The following is a 24,066-nucleotide window of genomic DNA, read 5'->3' as shown; positions in this document are numbered from 1 at the left end:
ATATGCCTTTGGTTACAGCTCCCTTAAAAATTAACTTTATTTCAACCTCACGATCTTTCTGCTTCCAATCACACCGGTTCTGCCTTTATCAGCTTTTAAGATCCATACACCGGCGGGTACTTTGCTGATATCCAGCTGTACCTGTTGAGTGCCTTTAGCAGCTGGTGTAACCACCTGTTGCAGTACAATCTGGCCCGTTTTTGTATTCACGAGTGACAACAGTACTTTTTCTGTGCCGGCGTCTACTGCTACATTCAGGGTATTGCCTGTAACAGGGTTCGGATATACTTTCAATGATCCGTTGGTGATAGTGATCTGATCTGCCACAACAGCTGTTGTTACATTTGTAAGAGAGGTAGTACAGTTACTTACGAATGTCCAGGGTTTACCATCTCCGGTATTCAGGTCAGGCTGATCTCCCTGTGTCCACCATTTAGCCTGGTAGATCTTGTTGCCGTATGCAACTTTGCTGCCTGCTGTATAGATACCGCCCTGTGTCCAGCCGGCTACACCATCGCAAGGCTGCCCGGTACCACCGCCATCGCCGCCATTGCCATTGCAGGCACCTACTACAGCCCAGGTGGTGTTGGTACCCGGAATATCGCCGCTACCTGCCCACCACTGGTTACGATAGATGACGTTATTGTATTTTACGATGTTGCCGGCAGTTTCATAGATCTTTGCAGACTCCCATGCCGGCAGGGAAGCGCAACCTTCAAAGGTCTGGGTGTTCCATATTGTAAATGAGATGGTAGTTACAATGGAATCCTTACCATTCCTGAGACCAACTGCGGTAGCCGTCTGTGCACCGTAAGCTGTAGGCGTCCATTGTACGCTGGTACCTGATAACCTTAATCCGCCTATCTTGATAAATACCTGTGTGATCTCATTCCTTGGATCGCTTTTAGATACGGTCAGTGTAACAGGCGCTAAAGAGGTGACACCCATGATGCCGTTGGACGGTGATGTAAATTTCAGTGCTGTGATCTGTGCACACTCTGTATTGTCGATAGCAAAACGGGGCATTGTAGCGCAACCGCAATTGGCTGCGTTGTTACCACCGTTCAGTTCCATACTCACCTGTTTGATACCGGTATAACGCTGATAGTGACCGATACGGCCGAGTACTTTGGTATTCTCCGTACCGCTGCCGCATTCGATACCACCGTTGATGATGTTTACGGTAGCGCCAAAACCAGGTTTAAGACCAGCGGCTTCCTGAGATGCTGTTGGCGTCCATTTACCGGGGATCATCACATCATGACAGGAAGGTTTCGGGTATTGTTGTGCCATCCAGAACCAGATGCCTGTTTCAAGAGCGATTACACCATCCTGGATCACTTTCTCAGGGTTTGCCAGCAATACGTTCTTATCGCCGAAGATGAATTCACTTGCCTGTCCGTAGTTATAATTATAACTCAGCTGTATAGGGCCACGGCCGTGATAGGATTTACCGGGAGCAGGCGGGTAATTAGGATCGTCGATGCGGTAGCCGATGTTGTTAGTTCCTTCATAGCCCACTTCTTCGCGGAAATAAAGGCCCCAGGCGTATTGTCCGCCGGGAGCGGTAGGCCAGCCACCGGTAGTCTCCTGGGAGATATTAGCCAGGAATGCCATCAGCTCTCTTTTGCGGGCGTTCAGATCTCCTTCGCCCGCAAAGGTAGCGTAGTCGATTGTCTCCTGGATAATCGCATTGGAAGAAATGTCAAAATCGGCATCCTTACGGATCACCACTGAAGCGCCGGTGGTTTTGTCCACACGGGTCAGCTTATACGCGTTGGTGGCACAACGTCTTTCTGACAAAATTTTGATGTTGGACATTCGTCTTACTGCTTCCGTAAAGTTGGCGTAAGAGTAAAAGTCCTTAGCAGGGGTACTGGGAGGTATACCGCTACCTGACCGGTCATCCGGGTTGTAACGATGCGGGAATATTACATCCCAATCCGCACTGGTAATTACATCACTAATCGTCTGGGCATTGGCTGCAGACATGCAGCATAGCAACAGGAAGGTTACAATGAAACGTGCTCTTTTCATAGATAGAGGATTTGGTACCTGGCGGTACGATGATTATTTTGAGTCGCGTCAAATATAAGAATTCCTGATTCTTTTACTATTTTGTTTTCGCAAATGATCCGCGATATGAAAAATCTATTCTACACACTCCTATTATCAATAATATCTATGCAGGTTTTGGCGCAAACGCAGGAAAAGGATATTATCCATTTATGGCCGGGGGCTGTGCCCGGGGAAACTGGTCCTAAAAACCCGGCAGTTCCCACAAAGGATACCAGTAAAGGCGTAATCCGTCTTACCGATGTAACCGATCCGCTGATGCAGGTTTTCCTACCGGCAAAAGGCAAGGCAAATGGAGCCGGTGTGATTGTGTGTCCGGGTGGTGGTTATCAGATCCTTGCCATCAACCTGGAAGGCTATGAAATAGCCAAATGGTTGAATGAACAGGGCTTTACGGTCTTTGTACTGCAGTACCGGGTACCTCAGAAGCAGGAAGGCGCCTTACAGGATGTACAGCGTGCTATCCGCATTGTACGCAGCAGGGCAGCTGAATGGCAACTGAAGACGCAAAAGATCGGTGTACTGGGGTTCTCTGCCGGCGGTAGCCTGAGTGCAAGAGCCAGCACCCTGTACAATAAGCAAACTTATACGCCTGTTGATGCCAGCGACAGCAGTTCTGCCCGTCCTGATTTCGCGCTGTTGATCTACCCTGCCTATCTTGACCTGGGTCCTAATCACAGTATTACACCTGAGCTTCAGATAGATGCCAATACCCCTCCTACCTTTGTATTTGCCACAGCAGATGATCCTTATGGTAACAGCGCTTTAGTGGTGACAGGCGCACTGAGAGACGCCAAAGTACCGGTAGAATTGCACATGTACGCCAAAGGAGGGCATGGTTACGGGCTCAGACCAGGCAATAAAGCCGGACTGGCCTGGACTACACTGGCAGCCAGATGGCTGGAGAGGAATATAAGGGAAAAATGAGCATTATCATTCCGGCGGCTGACCACCATCATATGACCGTATGTTCCTGAAATGGAATTTTACAGTCTATAAAGTATATTTACCGCGTATTCTTTTCACGGTAAGTATATAATATGAAAAAGTGGTTCAATAAGCTGATGGCAATGCTCCCTGGTAACAATGTATACAAGAAGGAATACAATAAAGAATTGCAGCGCTTCGAGGCGCTGTTCAATTATGCCAGTATCGGTATACTTGTTACGAATCAGCAGGGCCAGATCGTGCTGATCAATGATTTCGCCCTGACACAATTCGGGTATGATCGGGATGACCTGGTGGGAGAATACATTGAGCGGCTGCTGCCCAAACGTTTCCGTGACAGGCACGTGGGGCACCGCAACCATTATAACCATCATCCACAGAGTCGCCCGATGGGAATAGGACTGGATCTTTTCGCCGTCAGGAAGGACGGTACGGAATTTCCTGTAGAGATCAGCCTGAGTCAATATAAGCATGAGGAAGGATCCTTCGTAATCGCCTATATCAATAATATCACGGAGAGGAAGAAGGCAGAAGAGAAGATCGAGAAGCTGAACAATGAGTTGGAACATAAGATCAGTGAACGTACGCAGCAACTGACCACTGCACTGGAACAACTGGAACATTCCAAACAGGAAGTGATGGCGGCCCTCGATAAGGAGAAAGAGCTGAGCGAACTGAAATCCAGGTTTGTATCTATGGCGTCGCACGAGTTCCGTACTCCCCTCAGCACCATTTTGTCTTCCGCCTTCCTGGTGAACCAGTATACCACAGAGGCTGACCAACCAAAACGCAGCAAGCATATACAGCGTATCATTTCTTCTGTTACTTTACTCACGGAAGTACTCAATGATTTCCTTTCTGTCGGAAAAATAGAAGAAGGTGGTGTACAGGTGCGCAGTATTACGTTTGATATTGTTCAGCATATCAATGGCACCATACAGGAGCTACAGGATATTGTGCAGGAAGGACAGCAGATCACCTATGAGCATCAGGGGGCCACTTCAGTAAATCTTGACCCTTCCCTGCTGAAACATATCCTGTTAAATCTGCTGGGAAATGCGATCAAATTCTCAGGGAAACATACCGTTATAGCCGTGCATACTGAACATACGGGAAATAGCGTAATATTGAAGGTGAAAGATGCCGGTATTGGTATATCTCAGGAGGACCAGCAACACCTTTTTGAGCGTTTCTTCAGAGGCAACAATGTAAGCAACATCCAGGGAACGGGTCTTGGCTTACATATTGTAAGCAGATACGCTGAATTAATGAATGGAAACATTACCTGCGAAAGTGTACTCAATGAAGGAACCACCTTTACTGTCACTTTCCGGCAAGCATAACTAAAAGAATAATAATGAAAACGATCCTGCTGATAGAAGACAATGACGATATCCGTGAAAACACTGCCGAGATACTCGAACTGGCCAATTACAAGGTACTCACGGCCGAGAACGGGAAAACGGGAGTGGAAATGGCATTGGAGCACTTACCAGACCTGATCGTATGCGATATTATGATGCCGGTACTGGACGGATATGGTGTGTTACATTTATTACAGAAAAATCCGAAGGTAGAAGATACTCCCTTCATTTTCCTTACCGCTAAAAGTGAACGCGGCGATTTCCGGAAAGGTATGGAAATGGGCGCGGATGATTATATTACTAAACCTTTCAGCGGTACTGATCTGCTGAACGCGGTAGAAAGCCGTTTAAAAAAATCAGAACTTAAAAAACAGGTGTTACCTGCAGATATGGAAGGAATACAACAACTGCTGCTGACAGCTACAGGCGCTAATCCTCTGAAAAAACTAATGGAAGAGGGTAATACAGACAAGTACAAGAAGAAACAACTGATCTACCAGGAAGGGAACCGACCTACCAGCCTTTATTTTATTGAGAAAGGCCGTGTTAAAACATACAAGGTCAATAATGATGGCAAAGAATTGGCAGTGAACCTTTACAGCGCTGGTGAGTTCCTGGGTTATGTGGCGCTGCTCGAAGGCAGCAATTACCATGAGAATGCGGAAGCGCTGGAAGCATGTGAACTGACCGCCATTCCCAGGGAAGACTTTGAAACCCTGATCAATAATAACCGCGATGTAGCACAACAATTTATCAGACTACTCGCTAAAAATATCACCGAGAAAGAACAGCAGTTATTACATCTCGCATATAGTTCCCTGCGCAAAAAAGTAGCGGAAGCACTGCTTTTCCTCAAGAAAAAATATCATCACGTTACTGACCAGCCTTTCTCAATTGATATATCGAGAGAGAACCTTGCTACTATCGCTGGTACGGCTACAGAATCCATGATACGTACACTGGGCGATTTCCGTGATGAGAAATTACTGGAAATAAAACAGGGCGTGATCACCATCCTCAATGAACAGAAACTGGCTAACCTGGTGAATTAATGATAAAAATCAGTTTTTGCGCTGATGCAGGTCCTGTGTAGCAGGCAGGCAACTATCTACCTTTATGTAAGACAAGATAGTTTTGTAATGGACGCTCTGCTAAATGAACTCACTGCATTCAGGAAACAACTGGCGGCACTTGAAAATCAAAATATCGCGCTGAAGATACAGCTCGCACATATATTGCAATATCATTTCGATCGTTCACAGCTGGACAGGCTGGAATATTTTCATACTACATTCCTCCAGCTGGATACCCGCTTTGATGGCTTAAAGCGAGAGCTGGCCCTGCACCAGGCCTGGCTATCTGATCCCGATATGAATAACATCAACTACGACAATATCCGCGCACATCAACTGCACATCTGGGGCAAGTTGAATACGATGGATGCTGATGTACAGAAACTGAAATACCTCTTCAGTGATTATCTGCAGGAACACTTCCCAACTGTTGCCAGATCAATAATATAAGTTACCACATTATTTTTCATGTCTTAAGCGCTCTGATAAAATACTTTAAATGATTTAGAAATTTATCTTATATTGGATGCGCGTTATATCCTATGTCAAGAAAACTATTGTTGGACATCCTTTCTGCTTTGCTGGTGTTCCTTTTTATTTATACCAGTATAAGCAAGTTGCTGGATTATGATACTTTCAGCAGGCAATTGGGACAATCGCCATTTATCTCCCTATACGCTCCTGTAATTGCATGGGCATTGCCTTTGGGCGAAATAGTTATTGCATGCTTTCTTTTATACCCGCGCACACGGCTGGCAGGATTCTATCTTTCATTCTTCCTGCTTTGTCTTTTCACTTTTTACCTGATGGCTATGCTGAGGCTTAGTTATTTTATTCCTTGTTCCTGCGGAGGTGTATTACAGCATCTTTCATGGAACGCACACATTGTCTTTAATATCATCTTTGTCATATTTGCAACTATTGGGGTACTGCTGCAGGACACACAGAAACAAGCACCTGCACAATCAACTCTCTGAGATCTGAACCAACCGGCATTAAACAGGGGGAGCCGAAAACCTTCAGAACAGAGTAGGCATGTATTACATTTAATAAAACACACCATGAAAAAGACACTATCTTTAGCGTTCTTCGCTGCCCTGTGCGCAGCAGGGAGTGCTTTTGCTGGTAAGCTGAACGCGGATCCGCAATGGATGCTCAATGATGACACCATTGTAACCGGTACATCTACCCAGATCAAAGTTCTCTACTGCCCGGGGCCAAACAATGTTCAATGTGCAGTAAGCCTGGATGGTAATGTTACCATCGTCAGAAAAACCTGATTACCTGTTAACAGCAGGAAGCCTTGTGCACGAGGCTTCCTGTTATGCCATCCGATCCTATGAAAAAACGTATTTATTCTCTCGCGTCGCTGTTACTGGCGGCTTTTTTAATCATTGTTATACTCGTCTATACTGCACCTTCACCGAACAAACAAGCTAATGGTTTTAGCCGGTTATATCTGCAGACTACTCCTGTTAAACCATATATGGCTATTCCTACGCATGACCGGATATTGGACATTGCAGGGAATGATGACAGTACATTTTATTTCTCTACCACTGATCCTGCCGTTATGTTTTCTACCTCCATGGAAGCGGGTTCACACATAGATACCTTTCAGATTGCTCTCCGGCAATCATTAAAAGATTCTATGGGCACTTACTTTTTTACTGAGGTGAATAAGGGCGCATTCTTTGTATACGCATACAACATTCCCGCTATCAGTAAAACAGGCCAGACTGATTCAGGCATATACGCTATATTTCCTGCGGGTGGCTTTTCACAGGCACATGTGCTACGCGATGGTAAACATATCATGCTGCGTAAGCTGGACCTTAAAGAAAAAGATCAGTTCTTTGTGCGCGTAACACTTGACGGCGACAGCATGCTCACCGGAAACGGACTATCGGCAACACACCGCGATGGTGGAATGAGTACAGACGGATCATTGAATTATGATAAAGCAACAGGCCTGTTCACTTATCTCTATTATTACAGTAATAAATACTTTACGTTCGACAGTACCATGCGCCTGATCAGTGGGGGATCTACTATCGATACTTTTACTGTATCCCGGTTCAATGTATCTACCACGATGGCCAGTAAACATGTTTACATGAACCAGGGGCCGGATCAGATGGTCAATGGTTTCAGTTGCGTGCATAACGGCGTTATGTTTGTGCAGGCGAAATTAAAAGCAGATAATGATGATGACAGGCTATTTCATGAACATTGTGTGATAGACCAATACAATCTGCAAACCAACAAGTATAAGGGCAGTATCTATCTTGATATTCCTGCAAGAGCAAGGATCAATCAGTTATTCGTTTACGGTGACAAGTTACTGGTTCATTGTATGGACAGTGTATATGCTGTAAAGATCCCTTACTGATAACCGTTATTCTGACTCAGGTGAGGATTTCTGTTCCGCTCTTCCTGCGGGATGGGATATAAGGCCGCGGTTGATTTCCAGCCCGGCTTCATTGTTTTCATCACTTCATCGAGACGGCCGGTACGATGCAGGCTGAACCAGCGGTCTCCCCATTCCGTAAACAGTTCCATTCTCCTCTCCTGCTCTACCAGCGGCAGGCAGGAGTCTCTATTTGTTGTATCGGATATTGCGGGAAGCCCCGCCCTTGCACGTAATATATTCAGATCAGCAAGGGCATCACGGTTATTGTTCAGGTGTGCGAATGCTTCCGCACGGATGAGGTATTGTTCTTCTATCCGCAATACCATCAGGTATTCCTCTTTTCCCGGTAATGCGGCCGTTCTGTTCCTGTATTTATAGCAGTTGTAATAAGTAGCGCCGCCATAGGTGAAAGGCTTTGTCCAGCTGTCTCTTCGCTTATCTCCTGTTTCGAACGACTGCATGAAATCTTCTGTAAAAGGATAAAAGGAGAAACTCCCTTCAGAGGGTAGAAAAGTCTGCCCGAGTAATGTATATCCTTCACTTCTCCAGATCTGTAGAATTGCGGGACGGCTATTGCGCAGGAATACACTGTCGGGTGAGATAAGCGGCGTATAAGTTCCTGAATTGATCACCTGTGAAGACAATACTATAGCATCTTCCCAGTTGCCTCTCTGCAGTTGTACTCTTGCCAATAGCGCAATAGCTGCCCATCTGCTGGCTCTCACTTTTTCTCCGGTATAATAAGAAACAGATAATAACTGGCTGGCATGGTTCAGATCAGAAATGATCTGATTGTAGACAGAATCTACGCCTGTACGTGGTGCCAGTGCAGTCTGATTAACATCTGTAGTAATGATCAGTGGTACATCTCCCCAACAGTTGACCAGGTAGTAATAACAGAATGCTCGCAGGAATTCTGCCTCGCCTTTCAATTGCATGACCTTTCCCTGGGATAATCCATTGGAGGTGGCCAGTCCTTCCAATACAGCATTGGCGCCATAGATCACTTTATAGAGCTCCCTCCAGGAAGATAATAAAGGCGCATCGGTAGGCAGGATAGCATTATTGACATAACGGAGATGAGTGCCGTTTAATGTATTCAGCTCATCGGCGGTCATGCCGTTGATCACAGGTAAGAGATTGCTGTCAAAATATCCTGAGAGTGAATAATACAGATCTGCTACCGCGGCATCTGCCAGCGCATCACTGGAGAAGACCGATTCTGCCGGTATCTCATCAGATGGCGCATCTACAGTGATCAGCTTTTTACATGAAGCGATCAGCAAAAGGGTGAAAATAAGATAGTATCTACGATAATGTTGTGGCATTGTCTGTCAGCTTAAAGCGTTAACTGAATTCCGCCAGTAATTACTCTTAATGTTGGTACAACAATCTGTGTTTCCGGATCCGCACCTTTATATCCTGTTATTGTCAGTAAATTTTGTCCCTGCAGATAGACCTTACATAATTGCAGGTGTAGCTTTTTCAATACTGCTGCCGGCATTGCATAAGCCAGCATCATATTCTTCAGCCGTACATAAGAGGCATCATCATACACCGCGTTGGAAAGTAGCAGGTTGGCATTGAGATCATAGGCCTGGCTACCGGCTGTGGCAGTTGCCCTGGGCACTTCAGTTACATCACCGGGCTTGCGCCAGCGTTGCAGACTTTCTGTAAGCTGATTGGCGAAGTCGCCGGGTTTAACCGGTACCGTTACTCCCTGTTGTTTGATGAACTGCCAGAAGAATCCCAGGCTGAGATTTTTATATTGCAGATCATTCTGGATACCTCCATAATACTTAGGGTCCATATTGGCGATGGTCACAAAGTCATTGATACTTGACAGGCGATTATCATGGTTGATGTCCTGGAACTGCGCCAGTCCTGTTTGCGGATCTACTCCTGTAAAATGATATCCTCTTACAATGTTCAGTGATTGTCCGAGCACATAAGCATTCGCATAGGATGATACGGACAGGTCCTGGAATTTCTTCAGCTTGTTGGTAAAGAAGGATATATTGGCGCTGGTGGTCCAGGTGAAATCATTTTTATCAACGTTCCTGCTATGCAGTTCAAATTCCCAGCCGGTATTCTCTACCAGCGCAGGAAGATTAGCCTGATAACTGGTAAAACCTGTCATAGCGGGCAACTGATATCCTACCAGCTGATTGCTGCTACGGTTACAATACTTTGCAGCGGAGAAGAACAGGCGGTCATGCAGGAACCCTAATTCGATAGCTGCCTCCATTTTCTTGTTCTCTTCCCAGCTATAGTTGTTGTTGACAATGCGTAAGGGTCTCAGGGTATTATTGCCCTCATAGTTGCCGTTACTGCCATAATTTTTCATGTACTGATAATCCGTTATCTGGTCATTGCCGGTGATACCACCGCTGGCCCTCAGCTTTCCATGACTCAGCCAGGAGAGTTTCTTCATGAAGGGTTCCTCTGTAAAGATCCAGCCGAGCCCTATAGAGCCGAAATCGCCGAACTGCCGTCCTGGTCCGAAACGGGAGGAACCGTCCCTCCTGTAACTGACGTTGACCAGGTATTTGCTTTGCCAGTCGTAGGTAACACGTGTGAAGAAGGAAACGTATCTGTACAGGGTATAGTTATCTGGTTTGTGAATAATGGTATCGGCGCCGTTAAGACCATTCATGAACGCTTCATTAGCGTACCCTTGTCCGGTAGCTAAAGTACCATTCCTGGAAGTCTGTTGCCAGGTGCCGCCCACCAATGCATGCAGACTTCCTTTGGCGATACGCAGCACATAGTCTGCCTGTGGCTCTACGATAAAGGACTGCCGCTTGTTTTCGGCTGTGCGTATAAAACTGGTGGGTGCGTTATTGGGATGTTGGGATGATTGGGGGAATGAGAAGAACTGTTTCATGCGAATATCTGCCAGGCCCAGGCTTGTTTTCAGTTGTAGTCCTGGTAATAATCGATATCGCAGCACAACATTGCTGAGCAGGTTCCGTGTATTACTGTTGGACTGCTGCTTGAAATAAGCAATGGGATTATCGAAAGATGATCCCCAGAATAAACGTCCTGCTGAATCATACAGCGGGTAATTAGGTGGCAGGTTATAAAAGGGAAAGATATCATTGGCGATACTCTTATTCCGGTCTGCCACAAAACTGGCTGTCAGGTTGGCTTCCAGCCTTTGCTCAGGATGATGGTGCTGCAGGCTGACATGTACGCCTCCCCTGTTGTACCCGAGATCAGCAGGCATTACGGTACCTTCCCGGTAGAAATTCCCGCCAATAAGAAAAGTATTATAGTTAGTCCCCCCGGAGAAGCTTGCCTGTGCGTTAGTAATGCCCGCCGTTCCTCCGGTCAGTTTCTTAAACCAGTTCATGTTCTGTGTAGTATCCCACAGCAGGAGATCGGGCGCCTGCGTTGCTGTAGGCTGCACACCATCATTGGCAAAAGCCTCTCTGCGGAGCGCCAGGTAATCGTGAATACCGAGCATGGACATATGACCTGCGGTGGTCCCGACACCTGTACGCACGTTCATATCCAGTTTTCCCTTTCCGGGTTTACCTTTCTTCGTAGTGATCAATACAACGCCATTAGCGCCCCTGGAGCCATAGATGGCGGTAGCATCCGCATCCTTCAGGATGTCGATACTTTCTATATCTGCCGGGTTGATGCTGTTAAAAGGGCTGATACGCCCCGCAGCGCCAAAGAGGTCTTCCGAATTGTTCAGGGGGGTGATGTCAAAGGGGACACCATCTACGATGAATAAGGGATCATTGCCGGCAGCGATGGAATTCCGTCCCCTGATATACAGTTTGATCTGAGCGCCTGGCAGTCCGTTGGTACTGGTGACCTGTACGCCGGGTATCTGTCCCTGGAGGGCAGACAACGCATTGGCGACAGGTTGTGCTGCCAGTTGTTCCCCTGTGATCCTGCTGACGGAGCCTGTAAGCAGGCGGCGGCTGCTGGAGCCATAGCCGATCACGACGGTGGCATCGAGGGTATTGACGGCCTCTTTCAGGCGTATCTCGTGTAAACGTGTGCCATAGAGGGTAGTATCAACAGCGGTATATCCCAGGGATGAAATGCGTAGTAATGCCGGCTGGGCTACCCCAAACAGTTCGAACTCACCGTTATTGCCCGTGGTCATGCCCCGGGAAGTACCTCTTATTACGATGGTAGCACCGGGCACAGGCTGGTTGTTATTATCGGTGATGCGTCCACGTATCGTTACACGTAAAGTATCTTCTTTGATCTGTGGCAACTTGCCCGTATCAGTTATTTGCAGATATATTCTCTTTCCCTGTTTCAGCCAGCTGATATTCCTGTTTTTCACTACCTGGGCCAGTACATCTTCCCAATGGGCGTTTTTATAATAAAGGGTTATCTTCTCCTTACCATCGATAATGGCGTTATCAAATACAAAATAATAGCCTGTTTGCCGGGCAATAGTTTTGAAAACGGTGTTAAGGGGGATATTCTTTCCGGTAATAGTAACCCTTGGGCTGTCGGCAGTCGCCTGGGCTACAACGTGGGTAACCGGGGACAACAGGCAGCACAACAACAACAGCATACTGATCGCTTTACAAACAAGCTTTACCATTCTTTTGATTTATGGTATACAGATCACAGTTGGCTTTTCTACACGATTTTGGTTATTTTGATCTAAGATATATCTTATCATCCGTAATACGATAGGTTATACCGGATGTTTTATCAAGGCTTTCCAGGAAGTCGGTCACAGGTTGGTTCCGTTCAATTACACCGGTGAGCATTTTATTGGCCAGTAGCGGGTCTTCAAACAATAGCTGCTTGCCATACCAATGGAAAATTACGGCATCCAGGGTTCCCAATGGTTTGTTGTAATAGGCATATTCTCCTTTACGCCATGCCAGGGTAATTGCTTCGTCGAAAGAAGCGACCTGCTGGCTATAGCCTTTCCGGTAGATGGATTCCATACCGGGCTTCAGGATGAGGCCTTCGCTCTCTTCCACTTTTGTCATTACGCTACCTTCTACGAGAGAGGTGACCACCAGTGAATCTGAGTAAGCATTCACATTGAAGGAAGTACCCAATACCCTGACGGATGTTCCGGCTGTATGTACGATAAAAGGCTGGCTGGCATTAGTAGCAATATCAAAGTAGGCTTCCCCTTCCAGGTATACCTCCCTGGTTTTGCCATCGAATGAAAAAGGGAAGCGCAAACGGGAAAATGCGTTCAGATGGACTATAGACCCGTCGGACAACACTACTTTATAGTCTTTTCCGGTGGGTACAAAAAGCGTATTCCAGCCTTTCCGCTGTTCACCTGCTGTAAAGGAAAGCTGGCCTGTTCCGGGATGTAAGAGGGCTGCCTGGGTGTTGATATCGGCATCTGCCTTACCGGACAGCCTGATGGTATCTCCATTATCCAGTAATAACTTCATATCTCCCCACAGGGGCATTCCGCCGGTATTCATGGCGAAGGTATTATCCCTGGAGGCGGCAGATCTGCCCTGGAGCAGCCAGTATCCGCTGGCGGCTATCAGCAGGGTTACTGCGGCAGCCAGCCACCATGTATTGCGGGCGCGTGATTTTACGGGGGAAGTTTCAGGCGTATTCACCACAGGGGTTTCATCTGCGGTAACCAGGGTCAGGGCAGGCTTCTTTTCCTGGTCGGCGTGCAAGAGGGACAATACACTGCTCCAGGCCCTTTCGTTATGAACGTCGTTCATAAAATCGGGTCCGGCCACATCGCGGGCTCCTTCCAGCTCTTCGAGGCAACGACGTACGTTGGGATCCTCACGGGCCACCCGTTCGAGATACTGGTTGTCCTCGTCGCTGATATCGCCGCTTAGCTTTTCCAGTATTAACTGAAAGATATGTTCCTCATTGTAACTCATGTGGGATATACATAGTTCTTACTCGTTCGGGCTATAGGTTTCGTTGGCATTTCATAGTCTGATCTGAAACATCAGGGCTTTCAGGGCTGCTTTACATTTGTTTTTAAACGCCTTAATGCCTTTTTTCAGTATAGATGATAAGTCCAGCGGATATCTTTTGTCTGATAACAATGATAAACTGACACCTCCACTATGCACCAACGCCACCTGTCTCTTATATTGCATCAGGTACCCGGGTAAAGGTAGTACAACCTGCTGCATCAGTAAGAACCCCGGATCGTTAGATAACCGGTTGTCGGATTGTCCTCTTTTAAGAATGTTGACACAACTGTTATGTACCATTCTGTAGAAATATCCTCCAACCGAATGTTCTATTTCTAAATATAGTTTTTCTTCCCAAACCTGCACAAAAACATGCCGCACCAGTAACTCTGCCTCATCCATGTTATTCAGCATCATACGTGCCTTTAAGCAGAGCGGCTTATAATATTTCATGAAGAAGTACTGATAAGCTTTGATCTCGCCCTCTTTAAGCGCAATCAGCATTGCCGAATCATCCATGTGCTGCATAAGAGTTGTTTTGGGATACGTTAACAGTTGTTAACGTAAATATCCGTTTTCCAGCAGCGCAAAAGCGTTAATTACATGTTAACACGTATATATTACGCTTTAATTCACAGATGAAAGATACTTAATATTTGGTTCATCACATATGGAATTCATTTTTTAGCAGATCCAGTAAAACGTCCTGGTCTATGGGTTTGGGCACATAAGCTGCCGCCCCTGCGGCCAGGCACTTTTCCCTATCCCCCACCATTGCCTGCGCTGTTACCGCAATCACAGGAATATGGTCCATCGCATGATTTTCCCTGAGCCGTGCAATGGCCTCATAACCATCCATATCCGGCATCATCATATCCATCAGTACTACGCCGATATCTCCCTGCTGCTCCAGCAACTGCAAGCCGGTCTGTGCATCCGTTGCCGTAATGCAGTCGAAGCCCTTCGTTTTCAGTACCATGCGCAAGGCATAGATATTCCTGTTATCGTCGTCAATGATCAGTACTTTTTTAGCCGAAGATTCCATACGCTCTCAGATTCTTTGTGATTAACTTCTGTTATTGTCATACAGCCACACGCGCAGCAAGGACACCAGCTGGTCTATATCCACTGGTTTGGAGATATAGTCGGAAGCCCCTGCCCTGATACATTTCTCCCGGTCGCCCAGCATTGTCTTGGCAGTCACCGCCAGTATAGGCAGGTGCTTATATTCAGGCGTTTCCCTGATCATCCGGGTGGTTTCATAACCATCCATTTGCGGCATCATCATATCCATCAGTACGATGTCTACCTGCGGATTATTCTTAAGCTGCTGCAAGGCTTCGTTACCATCCAGGGCTGAGATAATATGCATCTTATGCTGTTCCAATGCTTTGGTGAGTGAGAAGATGTTACGCACATCATCATCTGCTATCAGCACGGTCTTACCTTCCAGCACTTGTTTCAGCGGCCCCTGTTGTTTCTTTCCTGGCTTATTATCAGCTCTTTCCTCTACCAGGTGCAGGAACAGGGCTACTTCATCCAGCATGCGCTGATAGGAATGCGCAGTTTTTATCACGATAGAATCAGCATACTGGCGGATCCGGTTCTCTTCTGCGCGGGACAGGTTCTTTCCTGTAAAGATGATGATAGGCAGGTTTTCCAGTCCGGGGTTGCCTTTCACTGTTTCCAGCGTCTCATAGGCATGCTGGTCGGGCACTCCCATATCCAGGATAACACAGTTGACATCCTTTTTCTGCAGGGCTGTTACGCTGCTGCCGATATTGCCGGTAATTTCTGTACTGACGTTAAAGTTTTCCAGGAAGTAGGCCAGCGCCTCTGCATGTTTAGGGTTCTCCTCTACGATCAGGACTTTCTTCGGGTTGCGGGTCAGGGCGTTTTCCAGTTGCTGAAAGATACGAGGCATCTGATCCAGGGCCAATGGTTTATCAATAAAATCCACCGCCCCTTTCTGCAGGCTTTCCCTTTTCGCCTCGAGAGAAGAAACGATATGCACGGGAATAGGTCTGGTAGCCGGGTTGGATTTCAGGGCTTCCATCACCTGCCAGCCACTCTGTACAGGCAGCACGATATCCAGCAGAATAGCCACCGGCTTATAACGCTGGGCCATTTCAATACCATGATCGCCACGTACGGCTACAATGCCTTTGTAACCACGTTTACGGGTAAAATCAAGCAGTATGCCTGCATACTTTGTATCATCCTCTACGATGAGGATCACTTTATCATTCGCCTTCAGGCTATGCCGATCGTCTGGTATCTCTTCCGGTATTTCTGTTGCGACATAATCGTCTCTTTTCTCTTTCGCTTTTACCGCATCTTTCCATACGTCTTCTGCCTGTTGCTGTGTAGGCGGCGCGGTTTGTTCTTTTTCTTCCTGCGGATGAACGGGGATGGTGACGATAAACTCACTGCCTTGTCCCGGTTCACTTTCCAGGCGGATCTCGCCACCCAGCAGTTTTGCCAGTTCCCGGCTGATGGAGAGTCCCAGTCCTGTTCCACCATACTTGCGGCGGGTAGAACCATCTGCCTGCTGGAAGGCCTCAAAGACAATCTGCTGTTTATCTTCGGGTATACCGATACCTGTATCTTTTACGCTGAAGCGGATGAATGCTGCATTTTCCGGAACGGCTGCCACCTTTAGCGTTACCACTCCCCTGGCGGTAAATTTCAGTGCGTTGGACAGGAGGTTTTTGAGGATCTGTTCCAGGCGCATCTTATCCGTTTCTATCAGTGCAGGAGCATCTGGTTGTATATCTACCTGTAAGGCCAGGTTCTTCTCCCGGGCAATGGGCGTAAACAATGCCTCCATGTCGGTACAGATCTCATGCACGGGCACATGGGCAAATTCCAGGTCCATTTTACCGGCTTCGATCTTGGAGAGGTCGAGTATCTCATCTATGAGGTTGAGCAAGCCTTTACCGGAGCTCTGGATTACCTGGGAAGATTCTATCTGATCCGGCGTCAGGTTCTTATCATTATTTTCCGCCATCAACCTGCTGAGCAGGAGGATGGAATTCAGTGGCGTACGCAGTTCGTGCGACATATTCGCCAGGAACTCCGACTTGTATTTAGTGCTGATCTCCAGTTCTTCCGCCTTCTTTTGTATTTCCAGGTTGCGTTCAACGATTATCTGGTTGCGGTCTTCCAGCAAGCGGGAACGTTCTTCCAGCTCCTGGTTGGCTTGTTGCAGTTCTTCCTGCTGTACGCGCAGTTCCTCTTCTGAGGCCTGGAGTTTCTGTGCCTGTGCTTCCAGTTCAGAATTGATATTCTCCAGTTCTCCGTGCTGTACCTGCAGCTCTTCTGATTGTGCCTGTGTTTCTTCCAGCAGTTCCTGTACGCGGCGGCGGTTTTCTGCGGTGGTAATGGCAATGCCTACATTGTGGGTGGCCGCTTCCAGGAAGGCCAGTTCGTTAGGAGTGTATGGCTGCAGGGAAGCCAGTTCCACTACTCCCTTCAGATATCCTTCGTACAGAACAGGTACAGCTACAATATTCGCTGGCCGGATCTCTCCGGCAGCGTAGCTGATGGTGATATTATCGGGAGTGACGTCTTTCAGTAACATCGTTTTGCCACTGGCGGCACATTGTCCGGCGAGGCCCTGTCCTACGGGAATTGTCCGGCGGTTTTCCGCAGGTACAAAGGCAAAACTACCTGTCAGTTCCAGGGTATTGTCATTGCCAGCCAGATAAAATACGCCCACCTGACTATTGGTATATTCTGCGAGGAATTCAATAATATCTCCCGCCAGGGCATTTACATCTTTCTCGCCCACCATGCGGTTGTTCAGTCCTGCCATGCCTGTCTGATGCCATTCCTTCTCAGCCAGCTGGTTAAAGGATTTCTCCAGGGAGGCCGCCATCCGGTTCAGGGAGAGGGATACCCCGCCCAGTGCGTCCTTCTCTTCGTCATTGACACGTATGCTATAGTCGCCTGCAGAGATATTTTCCGCAATGCCCCTGATGATGTTTATACGGCGGTTTATTTCCCTGTCCTTTTTCTCCAGGGCATCCTGCAACAGGGTACGTTCATCATAGTCCTTTTTCACCCGCATGTAGAAAACAGAAGTGATCAGCAAGGCTAACAAAGCGGCGATCACAATTACGACAGGCGTATAGGCGGCGACACGGTCCAGCTTCTGTGTACGTGTTTCCAGCAATCTCTTTTCGCGGTCTTCCATCATGCCTACAAGTGCACGGGCATCCTTCATGATGACCCGGCCACTTTGCAGGGAATCGAAGCTGACGCTCTGACCGGTTTTACGTGCATTGATAGAGCTTTCCAGCAAGGACTGACGGCGCGCCATCAGATATTGCAGCTTTTCTATTTCAGCCTGTTGCTGGGGATTGTCCTTCATCAGTTCACGGATGACTTTCAGGTTGACCTGCACACTGTCGTAAGCATACCTGTAAGGTTCCAGGAAATCTTCATCTCCGGTGAGCAGGTATCCCCGCTGGCCGGTTTCTGCGTCCTTCATGAAGGACAGGGTGCTTTCCAACCTGAAGATGACCACATTGGTATGATCTACCCAATAGGCGCTTTGCAGGAGATTACGGATACTAAAAAAAGAAGCGACGGAACTCACGATGAGTAATAACAGTGATACTCCAAATCCAATCAGCAGATTTCTTTTAAAAGTAGCTTTCATCCTTAATAGTCTTGATAGTTATCTTGTTAGTATCAGATAGCCGGGTTAGCGGCATATTCATTCCACAATTCGTCCAGCGTACTGCCGGTCAGTTTTTTCCAGGTATTATCTGTGTATTTTTTGCCACGCATTGCGGCATCCAGTTTCTTCACAAAGTCCTTATTCTTTTTCTTCACTACCCACACGAAGAAACGGGCGGTGACCCGGTAGCTCTGGGTGTAGTGATGTTTGGGCTTAAAGGCCGGCAATGCCCATTTGGCGCCTGCATTGTCCACACCAAAAACATAACGCACATAATCTGCAATGCCCTCTGTGATCCATCCCGGGCCGGCATCATTGGGATAAGCCTGTACGACGTGCATGGCTTCATGTGTCACTACGTCAATGTCGCCCGGATGTGCATGGAACCAGCCAGGATTAAATACGATCACATCTCCGCTGGTAGCGGCTACCCCTTCATAAGCCGGGTCAATCACGAAGCTTACTTTCTTAGCTGCTTTTTTGTTGAACCGGGCAACTTCCTTCGGATAAACCTGGAAAAAAGCCTCGATCAGCCGTCTTCCTACTGCCGTATCGAAATCGGGCGACTTATTCGTGTATTCGAGCGTATAACCATCACGGGCAATCGTTTGCTGTTGTTCCTGCGCATGTGTCAGGACAGGTAGTGTGCAAACACACAGGCATAATATGCTCATAGCTCTTTTCAGACCTTGCATTGAGTAGACCATTAATTTACGTGGTTCTTGTTAAAACAATATAAATCAGGTCCAAAATAGTGAATATTGCGGCTTAGTTTTCCTCTTCTTCGTTGAGCGGCAATTCTTCTGTTTGAACGCCTAAGCTGCGTATACCCGTTTCCACTGGTTTTGTCTCCGGCAAAGTCTGCTTCAATGCAGGGCCAAGGTTGTACAATTTCCGTGCCTGTGGCATGAAGCGGCTTTCGAGGGATGCCACGGCATCGTTGTAATGGCTGACTGCCATTTTGAGGCTGCTGCCTACGTTTGTGAAGTGTCTTACCAGCACGTTGGTACGGTTATACAGCTCGATACCGGCATTCCTGATCTCTTCGATATTGGCAGCTACGTGCAGTTGCTGCCATACAAAACCTACGGTACGCAATAATGTGATAAGCGTTGTGGGGGTGGCAAATACTACCCGGTTACGGATACCTTCTTCAATCAGTGAAGGCTCGGCCTGCAGTGCAGCACCGAAGGAGGATTCTATCTGCATGTAGAGAATGACATAGTCGGGCGACTGCTGCCACTGGCTCCAGTAGGCTTTTGCGCTGAGTTTCTTCAGGTGGTCTTTGACAGCTGCGGCATGCTGGTTCAGCAGCAATTTACGTTCTTCTTCATCTTCTGTTTCAAATGCCCGCATGTAGGCGCTTAATGGCACTTTAGAGTCTACCACTATGGTCTTCCCTTCCGGCAGGCGGATGATCATGTCGGGACGCAGGACGCCTTCGTCTCCATTTACAGATACCTGTTCGCTGAAATCACAATGTTCGGTCATACCGGCAAACTCCACCACACGGCGTAAGGCGATCTCTCCATAACGGCCCCGTATGTGGGAGGTCTTGAGGGCGCTGACAAGACTATGGGTTTCTTTCTGCAGCTTTTCTGTGCTTTGCTGTACACCCAGGATGAACTGGTTGATCTGGCCATATTGCTGCTGCCGGTTACTTTCCAGTTGCCGCATATTTTCATCGAAGCGGTGCAGGCTTTCGGATAATGGTTTTACCATGGCATCAATGGCCTGCTGACGCTTTTCCAAGTCTCCTTTAGCATCTGTGAGCTGTGTTTCCAGGGCTGATTTTGCCAGGGCTACAAAAGAGGAATTGTTATGTTTCAATGCTTCTGCCGACAGTGCATTAAACGCGTCTTTCAGTTTCTCGTTGGACTGATCAATAAATTCCTGCTGTTCGCGCAGGCGGTTTTCCATTTCCCGGAGACGGGCTTCTCCATTGCTTTCTATGCGGATGCTTTCTTCCTGCAATATCTGCAGGCGGGCATTGAGTTCATCAATAAGGGATTGTTTATCCTGTAGCTCCTGCCGTAGGGTTCCGGCAGTCTGGTTGCCCGAAGACAACTGTGTTTCCAGGATGGCGATGCGGGTCTTTAACTGGTGACTCCTGCTGACAACCTTTATAACCGCTGCCAGGGCGGCACAGGCGATCAGTGCGAAGATGATAACGATAAGATGGTCCATATTTGACCACAATGTTACTCCAAACAATAATAATAAATAAAAAAAAGAAGTGAATTCTGCCGGCGGCAATAAAAGATACTTTTCTGCTTTTCGTCGATAATTATAAAGGTTCTATCCTGTTTGAACAGCAGGTAGTTAAACCCTGACAAGGAAACTATATCTAAGAGCTATAAACTTTTAAGGCCATATTAACTATGATCTTGCATGAATTCCGTATGTTTGCCCGCAAATTTTTTAGCCTGAATTGCGTGGCAACATACGTAATTCATTTTTGGTTATCTGTAATCGTCAAATAGTATCTATGAAAAAAGGATTATTACTGGCAGGGATATTAGCAGTTATGACAGGTACTGCAGCCAATGCACAGCGTCTGCATTACGGGTTGAAGGCATCTTTATTGCTCTCCAAGATCACCGGGGAAGGTTTAAAAGAAAACCTCGCACCAGGATTCCAGGGGGGTGCTTTCTTTGAGTTTGACCTGTCTAAAGACAAGAAATGGGGTATCCAGCCGGAATTGCTTTTTACACAGACTTCGGCTAAAAAGGGACCGGATTTCGCCAACAAGTATGTGACCTACCACAATACTGACGGAAAGGACAAAATTTCCATTAGTGCGGCAACGATTCCATTACTGGTGCGTTACACACCGATCCCGGCTATTACGCTGAACCTGGGTGCGCAGTATACTTACATGTACTTCATTGACGAGAACCTGCTGAAAGCCAACAGGGATGCGTTCAAGAAAAGCGATGTAGCGGCTGTTGCCGGTGCACAGGTGAATGTAGCGAACGTGCGGTTCTTTGCCCGTTATGCACTGGGGCTGTCGAATATCAATAATATTCCGGCGCCTAAGTATGAATGGAATTCTCATCAGGTATCAATCGGAATGGGTGTAGCTTTCAAATAGAGTACATTCTGATCAGACGATATTAGAGGTTGTATCAATTGATATAACCTCTTTTTTTTGCTTAATAGTTTCTGGGGTAGCTTTTCACGCTTAATGGCGACTATTGATGCTTTTCACGCTAAGTAGTTTCGGTTTCAGTATGGAAGCCAGCTGGTGCTTTTCACGCTAAGTAGCTTCGGTTTCAGTATGGGATGTCGGTCGGCGCCTCTCCGCTCTGGAATGCTATGGGGCGTTGTCAAGCGAATAGGGACTGGAATTAGATTGGGCAGCACCGGTCGTGTCGCGGAGAGCCGAAGGCCCGACATTCCCATCTGAAACCGCCTGCTACTTCCGCTGTCCCTATCATAATCTAAGTGGCTAGCTTGTCAGGCGAAATGGAGAAATGTCAAAAATAAATTAGTGTCTTTAGAATTGCTTAAATGACTACCTGTTACCATCAGTACATCAGGTACGACCGGTACGTCAGTTACATTAGTTATATTAAGTACATTAGGTAGGTCAGTTACATCAGTTATATTAGATACATTAAGTAGGTCAGTTACATCAGTTATATTAGGTACATTAGGTACGTCAGTTACATTAGTTATATTAGGTGCATTAGGTAGGTCAGTTACATTAGTTATATTAGGTACATTAGGTAGGTCAGTTACGTCAGTTATATAGATACATTAGGTACATCAGGCACGTCAGGTATACAAATAAAAAGAGCCTGCATCATGCTTTGGAGTTCCCTCAAAAGTGTTTAACTTTTTTGGGGAACTTCAACTTTTGATACAGGCCCTTTCGTTGTAATCCGTCGTGATATCTATTCTACAGGTTGTAGAAATGCCAGCTGGATTTGAAGTCTTTTCCGATGAGTTTATTGGTCAGGATCACTCTTACCATTTCTACTGGCAGTGCGTTTTCCTTCATGATGGCATCGTGGTATTGCTGATAAGTCATTTTTCCGCTGTCTACGAGCTCTTTTTTCAGCGCCATGAACTGCAGGCCGCCAATCATGTAGGCTACCTGGTATAAGGGGCTGTAATCGCCTTTAAATGAGCGGCGTACTTCACCTGCCGCATTTGCTCTTTCATGCCCTACCCTGTCTACCAGGAAGTCGATACATTGCTGAGGGGTCCATTTACCCAGGTGATAATTCAGCGAGAATATGATACGTGCACATCGGTGCATACGCCAGAACAGCATACCGATGCGGTCTTCGGGTGATTGCGGAAACTTCAGGTCCCACAACAGCATTTCCCAGTATAGTGACCAGCCTTCTATCCAGAAAGGTGTCCAGAAGGTGCGGTAGGTGCGGTAACGGTTGTTCATAAACTCTTCCAGTGCGTGACCGGCAAAGAGTTCGTGGTGTACTGTAGCTCTTGAGAAATGAGGGTTATTCCCCCGCATGCTCATCAGCTTATCTCCTTCTTCCATATCATTGGTGGGATAGGAAATACTGAGCTCCTCTCCTCCCGTGAAGAAAGGATTGACAAGCTGCCGTTCGGGCGTCATCATGATCATCCGCCAGGTCTCTTCTGCCAGGGGCGGAATAGTGATGAGGTGTTTGTCCTTCAGGAAGGACATGGACTCATTGTATATCTTCATGATCGCGTCTGGCTGCTCTCCTGCGGGTACGTAGGTGTTCTTCACCTTTTCCAGGGCTTTATGCCAGTCCTTTCCAAAGCCCATTTCTTCGCTGGCCTTCAGCATTTCGGCATCACAGAAGGCGAATTCCTTATTGGCGATCGCTATTAATTCTTCGGGTGAGTAAGGGATCAGCTCATTCTGCAGCTGCCGTACCAGTTCTTCCTTTCCGATCGGAGAGCCTACAATGCCGCTGCCATCGTCTTTGCCGCCGGGCAATGTTTTGAGCTTCTGCTGCCATACGTTGCTGTATGCTTTCAATGTACTGTCCAGCTGTTTATAAGGGGCCGGCGCCCACCAGGTGAACTGCGGGTCGTACCCGTTATAGAATTCATATACGCTGTGAATGGCCTCCTGTAGTCCCCTGGTAATACCAACGCCTCTGCGTAGCAGATACATGTTGATATCGGTAGCCGTGTTGAGTTGTTTTGCTTTATCCTGTAAGGCCAGCGACATATCCCGGAAGGTTCCTGCCAATGCCTGTGCGTCTTGTTTGGTACCTCTTCTTCTTAGCTTCTCGGCGGCGTATATTTTATCGGCCAGTGGGAACCAGGATGACAACTGTTTGTATTGCCCTGCCTGTTCATCCAGTGCACGTACTTCCTCCTGTAATTTCATCCGGAAGAGTACATAGTCTACCCGCTCTTCTACACCCAGCTTATCGAAATCGAAGGCGTTCAGCTGTTGCAGGTAATCTGTGTTGAACGTTTTCAGTCTTTCTGTTCTTTCCGGAGAATTATCGATCTGGTAGAACCGCATCAGGCTTCCTTTGTCGGCTTCGTAATGTGACAGCAATACTGAGATGTCTTTCTCCTGTGCAACAGCGATACCAGCGTTCATGCACCATCCTGTTACCAGGCAGTAAATCAATCTTTTCATAAG

Annotated in this window: 18 protein-coding genes; 8 read left to right on the top strand and 10 right to left on the bottom strand. The window is 47.2% G+C overall.

Translation table 11 applies throughout. The features are described from left to right. Positions 1-36: 36 nt before the first annotated feature. Positions 37-2,037, bottom strand: coding sequence for a glycoside hydrolase family 19 protein (locus BLR32_RS31305; RefSeq protein ID WP_143011659.1), 2,001 nt, complete (start codon positions 2,035-2,037; stop codon positions 37-39). 105 nt (positions 2,038-2,142) lie between these two features. Here BLR32_RS31305 and BLR32_RS31300 point away from each other — a divergent pair, with 105 nt between their 5' ends. The 7 genes from BLR32_RS31300 to BLR32_RS31270 all read left to right on the top strand — a co-directional run bounded on the left by BLR32_RS31300 (position 2,143) and on the right by BLR32_RS31270 (position 7,853). Continuing rightward, entirely contained in the window at positions 2,143-3,003 is an 861-nt protein-coding gene (locus BLR32_RS31300) for an alpha/beta hydrolase (protein WP_089838245.1), read from the top strand. A gap of 113 nt (positions 3,004-3,116) precedes the next feature. Then, entirely contained in the window at positions 3,117-4,367 is a 1,251-nt protein-coding gene (locus BLR32_RS31295; protein ID WP_089838160.1) for a PAS domain-containing sensor histidine kinase, read from the top strand. 14 nt (positions 4,368-4,381) lie between these two features. After that, positions 4,382-5,440: a response regulator gene (locus BLR32_RS31290; protein WP_089838158.1), complete on the top strand. Its 1,059-nt coding sequence runs from the start codon at positions 4,382-4,384 to the stop codon at positions 5,438-5,440. An 87-nt stretch (positions 5,441-5,527) separates the two neighbouring features. Beyond that, positions 5,528-5,911 carry a hypothetical protein gene (locus BLR32_RS31285; RefSeq protein ID WP_143011658.1) on the top strand — a complete coding sequence of 128 codons (384 nt, stop codon included), beginning with the start codon at positions 5,528-5,530 and terminating at the stop codon, positions 5,909-5,911. Positions 5,912-6,003: 92 nt separating this feature from the next. Continuing rightward, the gene (locus tag BLR32_RS31280; RefSeq protein ID WP_089838154.1) at positions 6,004-6,438 is read left to right on the top strand and encodes a MauE/DoxX family redox-associated membrane protein; all 435 of its coding nucleotides are present in this window, start codon (positions 6,004-6,006) and stop codon (positions 6,436-6,438) included. An 84-nt stretch (positions 6,439-6,522) separates the two neighbouring features. Continuing rightward, the gene (locus BLR32_RS31275; protein ID WP_089838152.1) at positions 6,523-6,741 is read left to right on the top strand and encodes a hypothetical protein; all 219 of its coding nucleotides are present in this window, start codon (positions 6,523-6,525) and stop codon (positions 6,739-6,741) included. Between the two features lie 59 nt (positions 6,742-6,800). After that, the gene (locus BLR32_RS31270) at positions 6,801-7,853 is read left to right on the top strand and encodes a hypothetical protein (protein ID WP_143011657.1); all 1,053 of its coding nucleotides are present in this window, start codon (positions 6,801-6,803) and stop codon (positions 7,851-7,853) included. Here BLR32_RS31270 and BLR32_RS31265 read toward each other — a convergent pair. From BLR32_RS31265 to BLR32_RS31230, 8 genes are all read right to left on the bottom strand, one after another. Further along, entirely contained in the window at positions 7,847-9,202 is a 1,356-nt protein-coding gene (locus BLR32_RS31265) for a RagB/SusD family nutrient uptake outer membrane protein (protein WP_089838148.1), read from the bottom strand. The genes BLR32_RS31270 and BLR32_RS31265 overlap by 7 nt on opposite strands. An 11-nt stretch (positions 9,203-9,213) precedes the next feature. Further along, positions 9,214-12,453 carry a SusC/RagA family TonB-linked outer membrane protein gene (locus BLR32_RS31260; protein WP_089838146.1) on the bottom strand — a complete coding sequence of 1,080 codons (3,240 nt, stop codon included), beginning with the start codon at positions 12,451-12,453 and terminating at the stop codon, positions 9,214-9,216. 52 nt (positions 12,454-12,505) lie between these two features. Beyond that, positions 12,506-13,732: a FecR family protein gene (locus BLR32_RS31255; protein ID WP_089838144.1), complete on the bottom strand. Its 1,227-nt coding sequence runs from the start codon at positions 13,730-13,732 to the stop codon at positions 12,506-12,508. A 51-nt stretch (positions 13,733-13,783) separates the two neighbouring features. Beyond that, the gene (locus BLR32_RS31250) at positions 13,784-14,302 is read right to left on the bottom strand and encodes a sigma-70 family RNA polymerase sigma factor (RefSeq protein WP_143011656.1); all 519 of its coding nucleotides are present in this window, start codon (positions 14,300-14,302) and stop codon (positions 13,784-13,786) included. A 136-nt stretch (positions 14,303-14,438) separates the two neighbouring features. Next, the gene (locus tag BLR32_RS31245; protein ID WP_089838138.1) at positions 14,439-14,819 is read right to left on the bottom strand and encodes a response regulator; all 381 of its coding nucleotides are present in this window, start codon (positions 14,817-14,819) and stop codon (positions 14,439-14,441) included. Between the two features lie 21 nt (positions 14,820-14,840). Next, positions 14,841-18,440: a response regulator gene (locus tag BLR32_RS31240; RefSeq protein WP_089838136.1), complete on the bottom strand. Its 3,600-nt coding sequence runs from the start codon at positions 18,438-18,440 to the stop codon at positions 14,841-14,843. Positions 18,441-18,472: 32 nt separating this feature from the next. Beyond that, entirely contained in the window at positions 18,473-19,156 is a 684-nt protein-coding gene (locus BLR32_RS31235) for a basic secretory family protein (RefSeq protein ID WP_245705567.1), read from the bottom strand. A gap of 73 nt (positions 19,157-19,229) precedes the next feature. After that, a complete protein-coding gene (locus tag BLR32_RS31230) occupies positions 19,230-20,648 on the bottom strand; it encodes a DNA recombination protein RmuC (protein WP_089838132.1) in 1,419 nt (472 codons plus the stop codon). 301 nt (positions 20,649-20,949) lie between these two features. Between BLR32_RS31230 and BLR32_RS31225 the strand changes: the two genes are divergently transcribed. Next, positions 20,950-21,555: a porin family protein gene (locus tag BLR32_RS31225; RefSeq protein WP_089838131.1), complete on the top strand. Its 606-nt coding sequence runs from the start codon at positions 20,950-20,952 to the stop codon at positions 21,553-21,555. An 810-nt stretch (positions 21,556-22,365) separates the two neighbouring features. On the opposite strand, the gene BLR32_RS31220 is transcribed toward BLR32_RS31225, so the two are convergent. Then, positions 22,366-24,063, bottom strand: coding sequence for a DUF885 family protein (locus BLR32_RS31220; protein ID WP_089838128.1), 1,698 nt, complete (start codon positions 24,061-24,063; stop codon positions 22,366-22,368). Positions 24,064-24,066 lie beyond the last annotated feature (3 nt).

Source organism: Chitinophaga filiformis, assembly GCF_900102545.1.
GTDB classification, from domain to species: Bacteria; Bacteroidota; Bacteroidia; order Chitinophagales; family Chitinophagaceae; genus Chitinophaga; species Chitinophaga filiformis.
Note: the sequence above shows the minus strand (reverse complement) of the source record. Positions and strands in the feature narration are given on the sequence as shown.